At 61.8% G+C, this 16946-nt stretch carries 14 protein-coding genes; 8 read left to right on the top strand and 6 right to left on the bottom strand.

Annotated features, from left to right (window positions below; all coding sequences use genetic code 11):
- Positions 1 to 29: 29 nt before the first annotated feature.
- Both galE and selD read left to right on the top strand, forming a co-directional pair.
- Complete coding sequence (galE, locus tag SYNCC9605_RS00935) at positions 30 to 1064, top strand: UDP-glucose 4-epimerase GalE (RefSeq protein WP_011363221.1); 1035 nt, start codon at positions 30 to 32, stop codon at positions 1062 to 1064.
- The gene (gene selD / locus SYNCC9605_RS00930; protein ID WP_011363220.1) at positions 1061 to 3088 is read left to right on the top strand and encodes a selenide, water dikinase SelD; all 2028 of its coding nucleotides are present in this window, start codon (positions 1061 to 1063) and stop codon (positions 3086 to 3088) included. Before galE ends, selD begins: the two co-directional genes overlap by 4 nt.
- On the opposite strand, the gene SYNCC9605_RS00925 is transcribed toward selD, so the two are convergent.
- A complete protein-coding gene (locus SYNCC9605_RS00925; RefSeq protein ID WP_011363219.1) occupies positions 3033 to 4457 on the bottom strand; it encodes a hypothetical protein in 1425 nt (474 codons plus the stop codon). The genes selD and SYNCC9605_RS00925 overlap by 56 nt on opposite strands.
- A complete protein-coding gene (locus SYNCC9605_RS00920) occupies positions 4454 to 5665 on the bottom strand; it encodes a CCA tRNA nucleotidyltransferase (RefSeq protein WP_011363218.1) in 1212 nt (403 codons plus the stop codon). Before SYNCC9605_RS00920 ends, SYNCC9605_RS00925 begins: the two co-directional genes overlap by 4 nt.
- Positions 5666 to 5683: 18 nt before the next feature.
- On the opposite strand from SYNCC9605_RS00920, the gene SYNCC9605_RS00915 reads away from it, so the two are divergent.
- Complete coding sequence (locus SYNCC9605_RS00915; RefSeq protein WP_011363217.1) at positions 5684 to 6697, top strand: KpsF/GutQ family sugar-phosphate isomerase; 1014 nt, start codon at positions 5684 to 5686, stop codon at positions 6695 to 6697.
- Positions 6694 to 7245: a KdsC family phosphatase gene (locus tag SYNCC9605_RS00910; protein ID WP_011363216.1), complete on the top strand. Its 552-nt coding sequence runs from the start codon at positions 6694 to 6696 to the stop codon at positions 7243 to 7245. Before SYNCC9605_RS00915 ends, SYNCC9605_RS00910 begins: the two co-directional genes overlap by 4 nt.
- Positions 7246 to 7258: 13 nt before the next feature.
- On the opposite strand, the gene katG is transcribed toward SYNCC9605_RS00910, so the two are convergent.
- From katG to SYNCC9605_RS00890, 4 genes are all read right to left on the bottom strand, one after another.
- Positions 7259 to 9448, bottom strand: coding sequence for a catalase/peroxidase HPI (gene katG, locus SYNCC9605_RS00905; protein ID WP_011363215.1), 2190 nt, complete (start codon positions 9446 to 9448; stop codon positions 7259 to 7261).
- 74 nt (positions 9449 to 9522) lie between these two features.
- A complete protein-coding gene (gene kdsB, locus SYNCC9605_RS00900) occupies positions 9523 to 10302 on the bottom strand; it encodes a 3-deoxy-manno-octulosonate cytidylyltransferase (protein WP_011363214.1) in 780 nt (259 codons plus the stop codon).
- Complete coding sequence (locus SYNCC9605_RS00895; RefSeq protein ID WP_374699859.1) at positions 10302 to 11003, bottom strand: hypothetical protein; 702 nt, start codon at positions 11001 to 11003, stop codon at positions 10302 to 10304. Before SYNCC9605_RS00895 ends, kdsB begins: the two co-directional genes overlap by 1 nt.
- A gap of 34 nt (positions 11004 to 11037) precedes the next feature.
- A complete protein-coding gene (locus SYNCC9605_RS00890) occupies positions 11038 to 13428 on the bottom strand; it encodes a UvrD-helicase domain-containing protein (protein ID WP_011363213.1) in 2391 nt (796 codons plus the stop codon).
- 44 nt (positions 13429 to 13472) lie between these two features.
- Here SYNCC9605_RS00890 and SYNCC9605_RS00885 point away from each other — a divergent pair, with 44 nt between their 5' ends.
- Genes SYNCC9605_RS00885 through SYNCC9605_RS00870 form a run of 4 tightly spaced genes read left to right on the top strand, consistent with a single transcriptional unit; the run spans position 13473 to position 16946 of the window.
- The gene (locus SYNCC9605_RS00885; RefSeq protein WP_156782939.1) at positions 13473 to 14345 is read left to right on the top strand and encodes a hypothetical protein; all 873 of its coding nucleotides are present in this window, start codon (positions 13473 to 13475) and stop codon (positions 14343 to 14345) included.
- Positions 14346 to 14372: 27 nt separating this feature from the next.
- On the top strand, positions 14373 to 15197 hold the full coding sequence (locus SYNCC9605_RS00880) for a sulfotransferase family protein (RefSeq protein ID WP_011363211.1): 825 nt from the start codon (positions 14373 to 14375) through the stop codon (positions 15195 to 15197).
- A gap of 45 nt (positions 15198 to 15242) precedes the next feature.
- Positions 15243 to 16091: a 3-deoxy-8-phosphooctulonate synthase gene (kdsA, locus tag SYNCC9605_RS00875; RefSeq protein ID WP_011363210.1), complete on the top strand. Its 849-nt coding sequence runs from the start codon at positions 15243 to 15245 to the stop codon at positions 16089 to 16091.
- 24 nt (positions 16092 to 16115) lie between these two features.
- On the top strand, positions 16116 to 16946 hold the full coding sequence (locus SYNCC9605_RS00870; RefSeq protein WP_011363209.1) for a sulfotransferase family protein: 831 nt from the start codon (positions 16116 to 16118) through the stop codon (positions 16944 to 16946).

The raw sequence follows: 16946 nt of genomic DNA, 5'->3' as shown, positions 1-16946 counted from the left end.
AGAATTAAGGGATGAGAGGGAGTAAAGACATGGGCCGACGCGTCCTCATCACCGGCGGTGCCGGCTTCATCGGGAGTCACACCTGTCTTGTGCTGCTGGAGCAGGGCCACGAGCTTGTGGTGCTGGACAACTTCGACAACAGCAGTCCTGAGGCTTTGCGACGGGTGCAGGAGCTGGCGGGTTCAACCCAATTGACCCTGGTGGAGGGGGATGTGCGCGACCCCAGCGCTGTGGATCAGGCCTTCAGCTCCGGTGGAGCCGTGGATGGGGTGATTCATTTCGCTGGGCTGAAAGCCGTAGGCGAATCGGTCGCCAACCCACTCCGCTACTGGGATGTGAATGTGAATGGCAGCCGCGTTCTGGCGGCGGCCATGGAGCGCCATGGTTGCCGCACCCTGGTGTTCAGCAGCACCTCCACCGCCTACGGAGAGCCCGAAACGTTCCCGCTGAGGGAAGACATGCCAACGGCACCGGTGCACCCCTATGCCCAGACCAAGGTGGCGGTGGAACAAATGCTGGCGGCCCTCTGCCGCTCGGGCTCGTGGCAGGTGGCCTGCCTGCGCTACTTCAATCCAGTGGGTGCACACCCCAGCGGACGAATCGGTGAAGACCCGCTGGGAATTCCCAACAACCTCTTCCCCTTCATCACACAGGTGGCCGCAGAGCGTCGGGAGCGCTTGCGAATCTTCGGTAACGACTACCCCACGCCCGATGGCACCGGCATCCGTGATTACCTGCACGTGATGGATCTGGCTGAAGCCCATGGCTCGGCCCTTGACCACTTGTTCAAGCGGCAAGCATCGGATCCCTTGACGCTGAACATCGGCACCGGCTGCGGACTCAGCGTGCTGGACGTGGTGCACGGCTTCGAACAGGCCACAGGATTGGCCATCCCCTACGAGATCGTGGAGCGTCGACCCGGCGACGTGCCCCGCCTGGAGGCCTGCCCCCAGACCGCACAGACCGTGCTGGGCTGGCGCGCCCGCCGAAGCCTGGAAGAAATGTGCCGTGATGGCTGGGCCTGGCAGCAGGCCAATCCATCCGGATACCGAGGCCCCACATGAGCAGGGGTGGCATGCTGGTCATGGCCGGCGGAGGGCACAGCCATGCACTCGTGCTGAAACGCTGGGCCATGAAGCCAGAGCAGCGGCCCAGGCAGAGCATCGTGCTGGTGAACCGCAGCAGCACAACCCTGTATTCCGGCATGGTGCCGGGGTGGATCGCAGGCCTCTATCAGCTCGACGAGCTCGCCATCGATCTGCGCCAGCTGTGTGACCAGGCCGGGGTGGCCTTCGTGGAGGCGGAAATCACTGGATTGGACCCTCAGGACAGATGCCTGAGACTGCGCAAACGCCCGGCACTCCACTTCGATTGGCTCAGCCTGGATGTGGGGGGCGTCAGCAGACCGAGTGCCACAGGTGTTCCGATCAAGCCGTTGGAAACCTCTCTCGCCTTTCTCGAGAGCGAAGACCCATGCGACCCCAAGCCTCTGAGGGTGATCGGCGCGGGAGCTGCCGGTCTGGAAGTTATCTTGGCGCTGCGTCGCCGCTGGCCGCAGCGAGCGCTGCAACTGCAACAGCGCTGCGGACAACTGGATCCAACTGTGCAGAAGGTGCTGCAACGGGCGAAGATCGCCTTGATCGACGACGAACGCGATTACGGGGGACCCAGCCTGCTCTGCACCGGAAGTCAGGGGCCTGCCTGGCTGGCGGTGAGCGGTCTACCGCTGGATCGCGATGGCCGAATCCGCACCGATCGCTGCCTGAGGGTGGAAGGCCATCCGTGCCTGTTCGCCAGCGGAGACTGTGCCGTGATCAGCACAGAACCCCGGCCGGCATCCGGGGTGTGGGCCGTGCGAGCCGGACGCCCCTTGGCCGCCAATCTGGAGGCAGCCTGTCAGGGCCAACAACTACGCCCCTGGCATCCCCAGCGAGAGGCCCTGCAACTGATTGGGAGCCATGAAGATGCCGCCTGGGCGCGATGGGGGAGGTGGCGACTGGGGCCATCCCCCCTGCTTTGGCGTCTGAAGCAACGCATCGATCATGCCTTCATGGCCGGCTTTCAGCAGCCAGCAACGATGGCTGATGCAGCTCCGATGACCTGCCGGGGTTGCGCGGCCAAATTGCCGGCCCAACCCCTGGCCGCTGCTCTGGAGCGGGTGGGACTGGGGGGACAACCGGAAGACGCCGCCCATCTCCCTGGCAGCGAAGAGTTGCTGCAAAGCGTGGATGGCTTTCCAGCCCTGGTGAGTGACCCCTGGCTGAACGGCCGCTTGACGGCCCTGCATGCCTGCTCGGATCTCTGGGCTTGCGGTGCCCGTGTCTCCAGCGCCATGGCAACGATCACTCTGCCGATGGTGCCGGCTAATGAGCAGCAGGAGCTGCTGGTTCAGACCCTGGCCGGAATCCGCTCGGTTCTGGATGAACAGGGCGCTGAGCTGATCGGTGGACACACGATGGAGTCCCGCAGCGCATCACCCCTCCCAGCAAGCCTCGGGGTGCAGATCACCCTCTCGGTGAACGGCAGAAGCAGCCAATCACCCTGGCTGAAATCTGGGCTGCAACCCGGTGATGCCCTACTGATCAGCCGCCCCCTCGGCACCGGAGTGCTGTTTGCAGGGGCCATGACCGGCGCCACCAAGGCGACTGATCTGGATGCTGCGCTGAAAGGCATGGCCGGCAGCCAGCACACGCTGCTTGAGCAGCTTGAGCCGGTTCGAGGGGACATTCACGCCTGCACCGACATCACCGGTTTCGGCCTGCTTGGCCACCTGGGCGAGATGCTCCAGAACAGAACAGGGCTCAAGATCTTGCTGAACGGAGCTGCCATCCCGGCTTACTCCGGTGCGCTTGACCTGTTCGAACGCGGCATCTCCAGCACCCTGGCCCCCTCCAACCGGACCGCCTGGTGCTGGCTGGACGGCCCGGTTCAGCTGCAACAGCCCCCATCCGCAGCCTTGCTGGAGCTGCTGGTGGACCCGCAGACCTGCGGCCCGCTGCTGCTGGCGTGCAGCAGCAAAGCCGCGGCACAACTCACTCAGAAGGGCCCATGGCTTCGGATCGGCAATGCAACAACCGGGCATGGGTGAGGTCGGTGGCCTGTGGGTCACAGCGATACCCCACCTTCTCAACCCGTGATTGCAGGGGTTTGAGCTTGCGCTCCATGGCGGGCGGCGGCCCACTGCTGGCCAGCCAGAGCTGCCTGGGCAGATCCGGCCCCTGCAGCCGTTGCTTTAGATCCCCCTTCCCCCCCCATGGGGATGAAGGCAAGGGAATCCGGCCCATTGCCGCCTCCATCCGATCACTGAGGTTGAACAGTCGCGGCCTGGGGCTGTAGCGATCCTCAAGTCCCATGGTCCGCTGGCTGATCAGACGAAACTGGTCCTGTTCCCGAACACCACCGGCGCCTGCATCGAGCTCGCTGAACCCTGGCCCCCACCAGCTGACCACCAGCAGCACCGGGATGATCAGACCGCAGCCGCGGCCGAAGCGGTTCAGCTCAAAAGCACCGATCTGCACGGCCAGAACGGGCACCACCGCCGGCAGCAACACGACGAAGTAGCGGCTGAAGGCCATCGGCTTCACAAACGACACGACAACCACCCCAAGAACCATCAGCAGGGACGGGATCAGACCGCTTCGATCGAGAAGATTCCAAGCCGGCCACGGCACCCGACGCAGCCCTCCCCAACGCCGCAACACCACCAGCAACAGCAGGATCAGAGCCAATTTGGGCAACGGCCAGAGACCAAGGCCGCGAGCCAAGGTTTCCTCCACTAAGGCGTAATCCGGCACACCGATCCAACTGCCGGCCCGGGAGCTGAAGAGATAGTCCGCGGCATAAGTCATCCAGGCCAAGGCCGGGATGACTCCGATCAAGGCGGCGGTAAAAAAGCTCCAGCGGCGTCGCCAGCCATCCCATGCCGCGGCCGCCAGCACCAGAAACAACCCATAGAAGTGGGTCAGTCCGGCCAGCCCGGCCACCGCCCCGTAAGCGACGGGATGGGCGGAACGGCGCCACCACCAGGCCAGAGCCACCAGCAGCACCAGCACGGCATAGCTCTTGCCCTCGATCGCGAACCGAACCGGATAAGGACTGCAAAAGGCCAAGAGCGCTGCGACCGCTCCCACCCTGGCCCGAGTGCCGGCATGGCCAAGGGCCATCGCCTGACGGACCATGACCAGGCCACCCGCCAGATAAGCCAACCAGGACAGGAAGCGCAGGCTGACTGGGCTCTGACCGACCAGATGCCCCCAGAGCCAGAGCAAGCCGTAATAGGCCGGGGGATGGGTGTCCTCCCGCAGCATGGCCAAAAGGTGGCTGAAACTGGGCTGAAAACTCTTGCCGACGCTGTAGAGCTCATCGCTCCAAAGCGCCGTGGCATCGATCAACACCAAAGCCCGCAAACCAAAGGCCAGACAGACGGCAGCCACCACCACGATCCAGCTGCGTTTCATCGGCTGCGGTCCTGCGCTGCACTGCGCTGCCTGCGCAACTCCTCCCCGATCGCCGGCCCCGGCTGCCAACCCGCAGCGATCAGGTTACGCGCGGTCTGCGGCGCCTGAATCCTGCGCCAACGGCCCCACCAGCGCAGCAGCGGTCTCCATTGCTTCGGCCGAAGGGTGACCGCCAGGGCCACGGCCTCCGGCTGCCAACCCTTCTGCTCAAGGGCCGTCGACCAGATCGATGGGCTGGCCTGCAGGACCGGGGGGTTGTCCATCAGCCAGTCGCAGAGGGCCCCGCACTGTTTCAACCATTGCTGTTGCTTACCAGGAATCTGCAACCGTTCCGCGAGTGCGACTGGATCGGCTGCTCCTGCAAGCAGCGCCGGCATTAACGGGAGACCCAGACGTCGGGCCCAATGCAGCCGCTGGGTGCGCCCAGGATCCCGCTGAAGTTGGGCGTCCAACAGCGGCAGTGCTTGCCACTGCTCCAACAGGTCCAACGCCTGCGGCCAGGGTTCCCGCTCCAGCAGCCGCTCCAACTCCATCCGCAGTCGACTGGCCAGGGCCGGCGGTGCGGTCAACGCCGCATCGCCCTGGCCCCAGGCCCAGGGCCACTGCTGCATGGTGCTGCGGATCTGCTCACGGCTTTCCTTCGCAAGCTCGAAACCCAGCCGAGCGGCGTAACGGGCAGCTCGAATGACCCGGGTTGGGTCGTCCTGAACGCTGCCCGCGTGCAGAAAGCGGATCTGGCCTGAGGCCAGGTCCTCCTGGCCATGGTGGAGATCGATCAGCTCACCGGCCACCAGATCGAGGGCCATGGCATTGATCGTGAAATCCCGGCGAGCAAGGTCAGCCTCGAGGGTGCCGGCTCGCACGATGGGATTCTCGGCTGGCGCGGGGTAGTGCTCCTGTCGCGCTGTGGCCAGATCAAGCGGAATCCCATCCAGCTGAAATGCCACCGTTCCGAAGGCCCCATGCTCCTGAACACCGCTGATGCGTTCAGAGCCCACCTGAACGACCAGCTCCGCCACCAGGGCAGCGGCATCACCCTCGACCACCCAGTCCAGATCAGGAACACCCGACCAAGAGCGACCACAACGCTGATGCAGCAGCTGATCACGGACAACGCCGCCAACCAGGGCCAGACAACGAACGTCGCGTGATTGCCCAGCACGCTGCAACGCCTCCAGAACGGAAGACGGCACACCTGGAAGATCCATTGCGGGGCGTGCAGGAGAATGGGCCGATCATCACGGATCAGGTCCTTGTCCGCACTCACCCGCTGCCTTGAGGAGGAAGCCTCAGCGATCGCCACTGCTGCCGCACGCTTGAGCAGCGACCAGGTGGAAGCCGCTCTTGCTCTCCTGGATCGCTGTGCAAACCGCAAGGCCAAGCTGGTGATAACCGGTGTGGGCAAAAGCGGCATCGTGGCCCGCAAGATCGCAGCCACGTTCTCTTCGATCGGGCTCATGGCCCTGTTCCTCAATCCCACCGACGCACTGCATGGCGATCTGGGTGTGGTAGCCGCCGAAGACGTCTGCCTGCTGCTCTCGAACAGCGGAGAGACCACCGAACTGCTGGAGGTGCTGCCCCATCTGACCCGACGCGGAACCGGGCGAATCGCCATCGTCGGACGTGCTGACTCCTCCTTGGCTCGCGGCAGTGACGTGGTGCTGGAAGCCAGCGTTGACCGTGAGGTGTGTCCCCTGAATTTGGCTCCCACTGCCAGCACCGCGGTGGCCATGGCGATCGGCGACGCCCTGGCTGCGGTCTGGATGGAACGAAGGGGCATCTCGCCAGCGGATTTCGCCTTGAATCACCCCGCCGGATCCCTTGGCAAACAGCTCACCCTCACGGCCTCCGACCTGATGGTGCCCGCCAGCCAACTGCACCCCCTGCAACCCCACACCCCACTACCCGAGGTGATCGGCGGCCTGACACGCGACGGAATCGGCAGTGGTTGGGTCGAAAACCCAGACAGCCCAGGAAGCCTTCTCGGGATCCTCACGGATGGAGATCTACGCCGTGCCCTTCAGGATCACGGTGCTGAGACATGGACCCATCTGACAGCGAAGGATCTGATGACTGCCGATCCGATCACGGTGCAGACCGATGTACTGGTGGTGAAGGCCCTGGAGCAGATGGAACGCAACCGGCGGAAACCCATCTCCGTGCTTCCCGTGGTGAATCAAGACAAACAGCTGATGGGCTTGCTGCGCCTGCACGATCTAGTTCAGGCCGGACTCGCGTGAACAAACTGCGCTGGTGGTTGCTGCGGCGCCGCCTCAGATCGATTCAGCTGCTTGTGCTGGATGTTGATGGTGTGCTCACCGATGGGGGCCTCTGGTTTGACGCCGCGGGGCAACTGAGCAAGCGCTTCGATGTCCGCGATGGCCTTGGCATCCGCCTGCTGCAACAGGCGGGGCTTCACATCGCCTTTCTCAGTGGTGGTCAAGGAGGAGCGACGGAGGTGCGGGCACGGCAACTGGGCATCAGCCATTGCCTTGTGGGAATCAAGGACAAGCCTGCCGCCCTCACGGCCCTTCAGAACCAACTGGGGGTGAGCGCCCAGAAAACGGCCTTTGTCGGAGATGACCTCAACGATCTGGCCGTTCGGCCGGTGGTCGGGCTGTTATTTGCACCCGCCGATGCCTGTCGGCCCGTTCGTTGCGGAGCCGATGCGGTGCTCCGCCGCCAAGGCGGCCATGGAGCCGTCCGGGAGCTGGCGGAGCGAATCCTTCAGGAGCGTGGACGCTGGGGACGACTGAGCCGCGACGGTTGGAAAGACCGCAACGACTGAAGGATGGGATCCCTCAACGAACATCGAAGCGATCGAGGTTCATCACCTTCACCCAGGCCTGAACGAAGTCGCTGACAAAACGACTGGCGCCATCATCCTGGGCGTACACCTCCACGATGGCTCGCAGCTGACTGTTGGAGCCAAACACCAGATCGGCACGGCTGGCGGTCCAACGCTCGGAGCCTTGGGCATCCCGACCGATGTAACCCTCCATCGCCTCGCTGGTCGGCGACCAACGGATCGACATATCGAGCAGATTCACGCAGAAATCGTTGCTCAACACGCCAACGCGATCGGTCAAGACCCCTTGGCGGTTGCCGCCGTTGTTGGCTCCCAAAACCCGCAAGCCGGCCAGCAGCACCGTCATCTCCGGTGCACTGAGGCCGAGCTGTTGGGCACGGTCCACCAGGCACTCTTCCGCGCGAAGCGGCAGCCCACTGCGCTGCCAGTTCCGGAAACCATCGGCAATCGGCTTGAGCAGATTGAACGATGCGGTATCGGTCTGATCCGCGGACGCGTCCATCCGTCCGGGCAAGAACGGCACTGTCACGCTGTGACCGCCGGCAGCAGCAGCCTGCTCCACAGCAGCGGATCCGGCCAGCACGATCAAATCCGCCATGGACACCCGTTGACCACCGGTGGCTTCAGCATTGAACTGCTGCTGCACCGTCTCTAGCGTCTGAAGGACACTGCGCAACTGCTCGGGATCGTTCACTTCCCAGGTGTTTTGAGGTTGAAAGCGGATCCGGCCGCCATTGGCACCACCGCGTCGATCGGATCCACGGAATGTTGAAGCAGCCCCCCATGCAGTGGCCACCAACGCACCGACACTGCAACCGGTGGCCAGAAGCTTCTGCTTCAAGGCTTTAATCTCGACCGCACCGATCAAGGGATGATCCAAGGCTGGAACGGGGTCCTGCCAGATCTGAATCTCCTCCGGCACATCGGCACCCAGATAAAGAGCCCGGGGCCCCAAATCCCTGTGGGTGAGCTTGAACCAGGCCCGAGCAAACGCATCAGCGAAAGCGTCCTGATCCTGATGGAAACGACGGGCCACCGGCTCCATCAGCGGGTCATGACGCAGTGACAGATCCGCTGTGGTCATGATCGGCGCCGACGCACGACCGGGGACATGGGCATCCGGAATCATGTGCTCCGGCTTCACATCTTTGGCCACCCACTGCCAGGCTCCCGCCGGACTCTTGGTCAATTCCCATTCGTAGGTGAACATCATCTCGAAGTAGCCCTGGTCCCACCGGGTGGGATGGGGTTTCCAGGCGCCTTCGATGCCACTGGTGATGGTGTGCTCCCCCTTGCCGCTCTCGAAGCGGTTGTGCCAACCCAGGCCCTGCTGATGAAGTTCTGCCCCCTCCGGTTCCGCCTCCAGCTGTGACACTGGCGCCGCACCGTGACATTTACCGAAGGTGTGGCCACCAGCGACAAGGGCAACGGTCTCTTCCATAGTCATCCCCATCCGCGCGAAGGTATCCCTGACGTCTGGACCGGAGGCCACTGGATCCGGATGGCCGTGGGGGCCCTCAGGGTTGACGTAGACCAACCCCATCTCAACTGCCGCCAGGGGCTGATCAAGCGCTCCCTCAGTGGTGTGGCGCTCATCGGAGAGCCACTCGGTTTCCTTGCCCCAGAACACATCCTCTTCGGGCTGCCAAATATCGGTGCGGCCGCCGGCGAAACCGAACGTGCGAAACCCCATGGATTCCAGCGCCACATTGCCGCTGAGGATGATCAAGTCAGCCCATGAGATGGCATTGCCGTACTTCCGCTTCAGCGGCCAGAGCAACCGTCGTGCCTTGTCGAGGTTGGTGTTGTCTGGCCAGCTATTGAGAGGTGCGAAGCGTTGGTTGCCATGACCGGCGCCACCGCGACCATCCGCGCCGCGGTAGGTGCCAGCGCTGTGCCAGGCCATGCGAATGAACAGACCGCCGTAGTGTCCCCAGTCCGCTGGCCACCAGTCCTGGGAGTCGGTCATCAGTGCCGCCAGATCTGCCTTCAAGGCCTCCAGATCCAAGCCAGCAAAGGCAGCGGGGTAGTCGAAAGTGTCCCCCAATGGATTCGAGGCCGGATGGTGCTGGTGCAGGAGGCCAAGGTCAATCTGAATGGGCCACCACTGGCGGTTTCCCGTATGGGCCGATGCGGTGACGGCTCCGGTATGACCACTAAACGGGCACTTCAGATCAGACACGAGACTTCAACCCCAATGGAGGGGGTGTGAGCTGAAGCCTCAAGGTATTGATCTTTTGCGGTTGCGTCAGCGACTCAGACCATCGCCCGGGCCTGCTCCAGCTGTTCGGCGGTGTCCACCGACAACGAGGTGCCCTCGACCCGGAAGGTGGCAATGGTGAGGCCGGCCTCGATCAGCCGCAGCTGTTCGAGCCGTTCCAGATCCTCCAGCGGTGAGGCCGGCAGCTGATCCCATGCAGCCAATACATCTCCCCGGAAGCCGTACATGCCCACATGCCCCCAGTAGGTGGTGTGCTGATGCCAATCCGCCTCAGCTATATCCCGCACGTGGGGGATGGCGGACCGTGAGAAATAGAGCGCACGGCCGTCATGGGCCAGCAGGGTCTTCACCACATTGGGATTGTGGACCGATTCGGGCTTCAGCCCGTAGACGGGGGTCACGACCGCCGGCACAGGATCCTGACTCCGAAATTCCTCGGCCATGGCATCGATCACAGCAGGTTCGATGAACGGTTGATCGCCCTGAACGTTGATCACTGCGGTCTCTTCAGCCACAGGATCCGCATCGCCCCAGCCCAGGGCCATCAGAGGGTGAGCCACCGATGCGATGCGCTCACTGCCGGAGTTGCAGGATTCCGACGTCATCAACACTGGGAACCCCCAACCCTCAGCCAGGGTCTGAAGTTCGGTGCTGTCGGTGCACAGCACCACCGCTTCAACACCCTGAGCCTCACTGCAGCGTTCCAGCACGCGCTGAATCATCGGCTTACCGCCGATGTCGGCCAGCACCTTGTTGGGGAGTCGAGATGACTGAAGCCGGGCCGGAACGGCCACCACACACTTACGAATCGCCATCAATCCCAGAGTTTCATTGCATCGTCGCGGGCGCTGAACCATTCAGCAGCCAGAGGGCCACCCATGGTGCGCTGTTCGCGGAACCAGGGGCCACCCAGGGTCCAGTGCAGCATTGGAGCAGCCTGCTCGGACTCCGGTGGAGCCTGCACATCCACCAGATGATTCCAGCCCCCCTGGATGGCGCCGATCTCATGATCACCCTCCAGCCAGTGGAAGCGGTGAAGCTCCAACCCCGTGGCTGTGTTCACGTAATCGGGCGTGAGCTTGGTGCAGCGGCTGCAATTGAGCAGCATCAGTGAACTCCAGTTCTTCTTGGGGTAGGGGCTCTGCACCTCGCCGAGAAATTTCACGGTCTCCCCAGGCACATGCTCGTGCTGCACGCACATGGCTCCATAGGCGTCATCGCGCTGATCCCAGAGTGCCTTGATGTCAGCCCGGCAAAGCATGTCGCAATCCATGAACAGGGCCCAGCCCTCGTACCCCATCAAGTAAGGCACCAGAAAACGGGTGAAGGAAAACGCCGTGCTCTGCTTAGGGTCCCGCTCGCGCCGGAACAGTCCTTGAGCCTCCAGCTGAGGTGTCACCAGCGGCGTGATCGCCAGAGGAACGCTGCTGTTTTGATACAAGCTGTCGATCAGAACGTTGGTCGCTGCCCGTTCTCTCGGGTCGTAGCCGATGAAAATGGGAATCGGCTGGCTGATGCTCGACACAGGCCGTCAATGGCTGCTAAGGAGATTAAGCGGTGGTCACGGGTTCAATCGGCGCCAGGCGCGGATCAAGGATCTTGGGGCCCATCCCCGCAAACTTGACCGCAATCGACACCTTCTCGCCGCTGCCGAAGGTGTGGGTGATTTCGCCAACCCCGAAGCTGGCGTGGATGACCCGATCGCCGACCTGCCAGCTGCGGCCAGGAGCTGGGCCAGCCTGGCGGCGACGCACGGCATTGGCAGGGGCCGATGAGGGCTTGTCGCGGTCCACCCGCGTGAGCCGGTCCAGGCGCCGTTCACGCCGAAGCGCCGCCCCTCCGGTCTGCGGAATGTCGCCCTGGATCAGGGCCTCCGGCAGCTCCGAAAGGAAAACAGAGGGCACAGCCGCTTCACGCATGCCACCCCAGAGACGACGTTCACAGGCGTGGGATATGAACAGCCGTTCCTTCGCGCGAGTGATGCCCACATAACAAAGCCGACGCTCTTCCTCCAGTGAAGCCGGATCATCCAGGGAGCGGTAGCTGGGGAACAGGCCCTGCTCCAGACCCACCAGGCACACCACCGGGAACTCCAGTCCCTTGCTGCTATGGAGCGTCATCAAGGTGACGCGATCGGCTGCCGTGTCTTTACTGTCCGCATCGCTAGACAAGGCCGCCGTGGCCAGGAATCCCTCCAGGTAACCCTCGTCGTTTTCCTCCTGATACTGGAGAGCGGCATTCACCAGTTCCTGCAGGTTGCGGCGTCGCTCCTCCGCTTCATCGGTGCCATCCGCAATCAACTCACTGACATAGCCGCTCTTCTCCATCACCTGCTGAATCAATTCCGATGGGGCCACGTCACGGCTGCGGGCTTTCAGATCGTTAACCAAGTCACAAAACTGGAGCAGACCCTTGGCCGAACGGCCGCCGAGGGAGCGCACCGCTTCGGGGTCACTCACCACGTCCCACAGCGGAATCCCAAGTTGATTGGCCGCATCGGTGAGGCGCTGAATCGTGGTCTTGCCGATGCCCCGTTTCGGAACGTTGATCACCCGCAGCAGGCTGACGGTGTCAGCCGGATTCACCAACAGCCGCAGATAGGCCAGCAGATCCTTGATCTCGCGCCGGTCATAGAAGCGCAGCCCCCCCACCACGATGTAAGGGATCCCCCAGCGCACCAGGGATTCCTCAATGGCCCGGGACTGAGCATTGGTGCGGTACAGCACCGCCATATCCCCCCAGCTGAGCTCGGGGTTGGCCGCTTCCATCGTGCGCATGCGGTGCACCACGGCTTCCGCCTCGGCGATCTCGTCGTCACAGCGGGTGAGGGTGATCAGCTCCCCCTCACCTCGCGTGGGACGGAGCACCTTGTCGATCCGTTCACTGTTGTTGGCGATCAGGGCATTGGCCGCCTCGAGGATGGTGGCGGTGGAGCGGTAGTTCTCCTCCAACTTCACCATCGTCTGAGTGGAGTCATCCGGCGCCTGATCGCCGAAATCGTCCTGGAACCCCATCAGGATCGTGAAGTCAGCCGCACGGAAGCTATAGATGCTTTGGTCGGCGTCACCGACCACAAAGACGGAACGGCCTGACCAGTCCTCAACATCCTGAGGATCCTTGCCATCGGTGACCAACAGTTTGATCAGGTCGTACTGGGTTCGGTTGGTGTCCTGGTATTCATCCACCAGCACGTGGCGAAAGCGGCGGTGCCAGTAACTGCGCACCTGATCGTTCTGCTGGAGCAACTGAACCGGCAGCAGCAACAGATCGTCGAAATCCAAGGCGTTGTTGGCCGCCAACGCTTTGCGATAACGCCGATAGACATCGGCCGTGAGCTTGCCCCGCTGGCCTTCCGCATTCGCTTCAAGCTGGTCCGGCAGCCAACCCTGGTTCTTGGCATTGCTGATGGCCCAGCGGGTCTTTTTGGGCTCGAACCGCTTGGGATCCAGCTGCAACTCCTGAGTCACGATCTCCTTCACGAGGCTCTGGGCATCGGCCTCGTCGTAGATCGAAAACTGCTTGGTCCAGGTGAGTCCTTCCGCGTCTTTGAACTTGTCGATGTCGTAGCGGAGCATCCGCGCGAACAGGGCATGGAAGGTGCCGATCCACAGCTCCTTGGTCACCTCCCTGTAAATGCATGAGCGCAGCTGGCGCTGCTCCACTGGAGGCAGGGTGCTCCAGGGCTGGCCGTACTGGCTCTGGGCCAGACGTTGTGCCAGAAGAACCTCAAGCCGCTCCTTCATCTCGCGGGCGGCTTTGTTGGTGAAGGTCACCGCCAGGATCTGAGCGGGATCGGCACCATGCTCCCCGATCAGGTGAGCGATCCGATGGGTGAGGGCGCGCGTCTTACCACTGCCAGCTCCCGCCACCACCAGCAGCGGCCCCTCGTGATGGTCCACCGCCCGTCGTTGGGCGTCGTTAAGGCCGGCCAAGAAGCTCATGGATGGAGATTAGTGGTGCTTAGATGCCTCCAACGCAGCCGCGCATGACTGGCGAAGTCTCGATGCCATCCCCTAAAGGGTCACAGCGCGCGCTTCTCGTTCCGGCTCCACCGAAATGTGCCAGTCAGACCCTCGCGGCCCTGCTGAGCAATCACCTTGATGCGCCGGTTGTGCGCCACAAAACCACCAAGGGATTCGGACACCTGCTCCTGAACGTTCCAGAGCTTGGGCGCCGCGAACGTTGGATGCGCAGGATCCGGTTTAACCAACCGCACAAACGTCTCTTGGTTTACGGGCATTACCCGGCCTCCCACCACAACCTCAAGCAGCTCAAGCGGCGCTACAGCACAGCCGCGGTGGTGATGCCCGTGCGCCCCCTCGGCGCCTTGTTGTGCTCCCTGATTCACCACACCAGACGCAAGAGCTACGGCCCCCTCGACCTCCGCTGTGCAGGACTCACGGATGGCATCCCGAACCTCCATCAGCGCTCAGAAAGCGATTTGTTCCACCTCCTGGGCATCCTCTATCTCCCCCAGATTCATCTGCTGATTCGCAGCTGGATCGAAGCAACAAAGACAAACAAGTTCCCTCTATTTTTTGTGCCTTTCGAAAGCATCACCGGAGCCCAAAGCGACTTGCTCGCCAAGATCAACTCACTGTTGCCCGAGGACTACCAAAGCGCTGCAGATCCCAACGGGAAAGACAACGCAGTCAAGGTCAACATGTCAACGAATCGGAAAATAAAAATCGGCGACATCGGCTTCAACCAACGCGAATCCGTTGAGGAGATGGCGACAAAGCTGTTTGGCTGTGACGACAGACTGGGTGCCCTCCTGCCCTACCTCCTCTCCGACCTCCACTCTCCCGTAAGAGATTGCGTCGCCCCTCTGACCTGGAACTTCAACAGTCATCAGTAAAGTCAACATTCAGCAATCCGACGTTTCTTGCCCTTCTCTCGCACCCAGAAACGTATCCGCAGAGAGTTGCAAGAGCAGCGAGCCCTCTTAAGCCTTGCCATCGAGCGCAAAACGTTAAAGATCAAACGCGACAATCTTGATCGCGTCGTGTTTTACCCAGAACACAACATTGCTTTCAATAGAATCGCTAAAAGCGGCAATTCATCCGTCATTCTTTACCTGGATGAAGCCATCAGAGGCCCAAGCAGTCATCAAAACGACTACAAGCAAGCCAAACGAAGTGCCATGGGCACAGGCAAAAGCCTGGTTGAAATGTCCAGAACCAAACAAGACCGTGCAAGCCTGAAAAAGGCTTCATTTTTTACGGTCGTTCGCAATCCCTGGACGCGGACACTATCCGCATTTCTCGACAAAATCGCTAACGGCCCTCAAGACAAATACGGATCCATCCCAGGATTTGGTGACAACAGCAAAGCCGGCTTCGAAGCCTTCATCACCTTCCTCGAAAGCGGCGGACTGCATGCCAACCACCACTGGAAACCACAGAAAGATGCGTTGCTCCTGCCCGCATCCCAGTTCAAAAGCATTTGCAGGCTTGAACATCTCTCAACTGAACTTCCCAATGCCCTGGCCGAATCAGGCTTAACGCTGCCCAATTCCGAGCAGCTGCAACAACCGCACCGCATTGAAAGCAACCAGCACAGCAAACTCACCCAGGCCTCCAGCAAGCTGTCGCGCTACTACAGCCCTACAACCATCCAGGCTGTGGCGAATCTCTATACCGCCGACTTCAAGCTTGGAAGCTACAACCTGGACCCCCGCAGCATCGGCTTGAGTCTGCAGAGCAGCTAAAGGAAGGCGGGTAGGCTCGCGCGATCCGAAAGAACGCTCAAGACCGTGGCGCAGCAGATCCAACTGGGCGAGATCACCTTCGCAAACGATCGCCCCTTCGCCCTTCTTGGTGGCGTCAACGTTCTCGAAGATCTGGATTTCGCCCTGCGCTGCTCAAAGCACTACAAGGATGTGTGCGAGCGACTGAACATCCCTCTCGTCTTTAAGGCCTCCTACGACAAGGCCAACCGCTCATCGATTCACTCCTTCCGCGGCCCCGGCCTGAAACATGGATTGGAGATCCTTCAGGCGGTCAAAGACACCCATGGCATCCCGGTGATCACGGATGTCCACAGCCCTGAGGAGGCAGCTGCCGCCGCCAAGGTGGCCGACATCATTCAGCTGCCTGCCTTCCTCGCCCGTCAGACCAATCTGGTTCGCGCCATGGCTGAAACAGGGGCTGTGATCAACATCAAGAAGCCGCAGTTCCTCAGCCCGGAGCAGATGCGCAACATCGTGGACAAATTCCGCGAATGCGGCAATGAACAGCTTTTGCTTTGCGAGCGAGGGACCAACTTTGGTTACGACAACCTCGTCGTCGACATGCTGGGCTTCGGCGTGATGAAACGCACCTGCGACGACCTGCCCTTGATCTTCGACGTAACCCATGCTCTGCAATGCAGAGATCCAGGTGGTGCTGCCTCAGGCGGACGCCGCACGCAAGTTGTTGACCTGGCCCGCTCAGGCATGGCGGTTGGTCTGGCTGGTTTGTTCTTGGAAGCCCACCCAGACCCAGCCAAAGCACGATGCGATGGCCCCAGCGCCCTACCACTCGATCAGCTGGAGCCATTTCTGACGCAGGTCAAAGCCATCGATGATCTGGTGAAAGGAATGCCAGACCTGCACATCAACTGATGCCTGTTGGCACGGGAGAACCTCTTGGCCTCTGACGCAACCTTTCTGCTCGGCGTTGGCGCCCAGAAAGCAGGAACCTCCTGGCTGCACGATCAACTGAACCGCAGGAAGGATGCTGATTTCGGTTTCCTGAAGGAATACCACGTTTTCGATGCTCTGGAGCTGGAGCACTTTTCCTCCTTCCGGCCCAAGAACCCCACACCATTGAAGTGGCGCACCTGGCGGAGGGCACGGTTTATGGAACAACCTGAGCGCTACTTCGACTACTTCGCATCACGGCTCAAGCCACCTCAGATCCGACTCACGGGGGACATCACTCCCTCTTACGCCGGGTTGAGCGCAGAGAGCTATCAGCGCATCCAGAAGGCCTTCGCGCAACGGGGCGTGCAAACGCGGGCGGTGTTCATCATGCGCGACCCAGTGGAACGGTTCTTGTCTCAGCAACGCATGCAACTGCGCAAGCGGGGCTTGCTCACGCCCAAGCATGAAATCGAGCACCTGAACAAGGCCAGCCTCAAACTGCTCAAGCGTGACTCTCCTCGGAACGATTACCCCGCCACCCTCGATGCCCTGAAGGACGGGTTCGCTGCATCACATGTCTTCATCGGCTTGTACGAAACCCTGTTCACCGCAGACAACCACCGTGCGTTGTGCCGCTGTCTGAACATTGCGGAGCAGATCCCTGAACTGAGCCACCGGGTGAATGCCAGTCAGGCCACCACAGCTGTTCCAACGGAGGTGTTACGCCGTCTTGGCCAGCACTTCACCCCGTTGGTGACGGCGGTCCAGGAACGGTGTCCGGATCTCGGCGTTGAGCAGCACTGGGCCACCGCGATGACCTGGAGAGACGCCTAA

Source organism: Synechococcus sp. CC9605 (assembly GCF_000012625.1).
Taxonomy (GTDB): domain Bacteria; phylum Cyanobacteriota; class Cyanobacteriia; order PCC-6307; family Cyanobiaceae; genus Parasynechococcus.
This window is presented reverse-complemented; position numbering and strand designations above follow the sequence as displayed.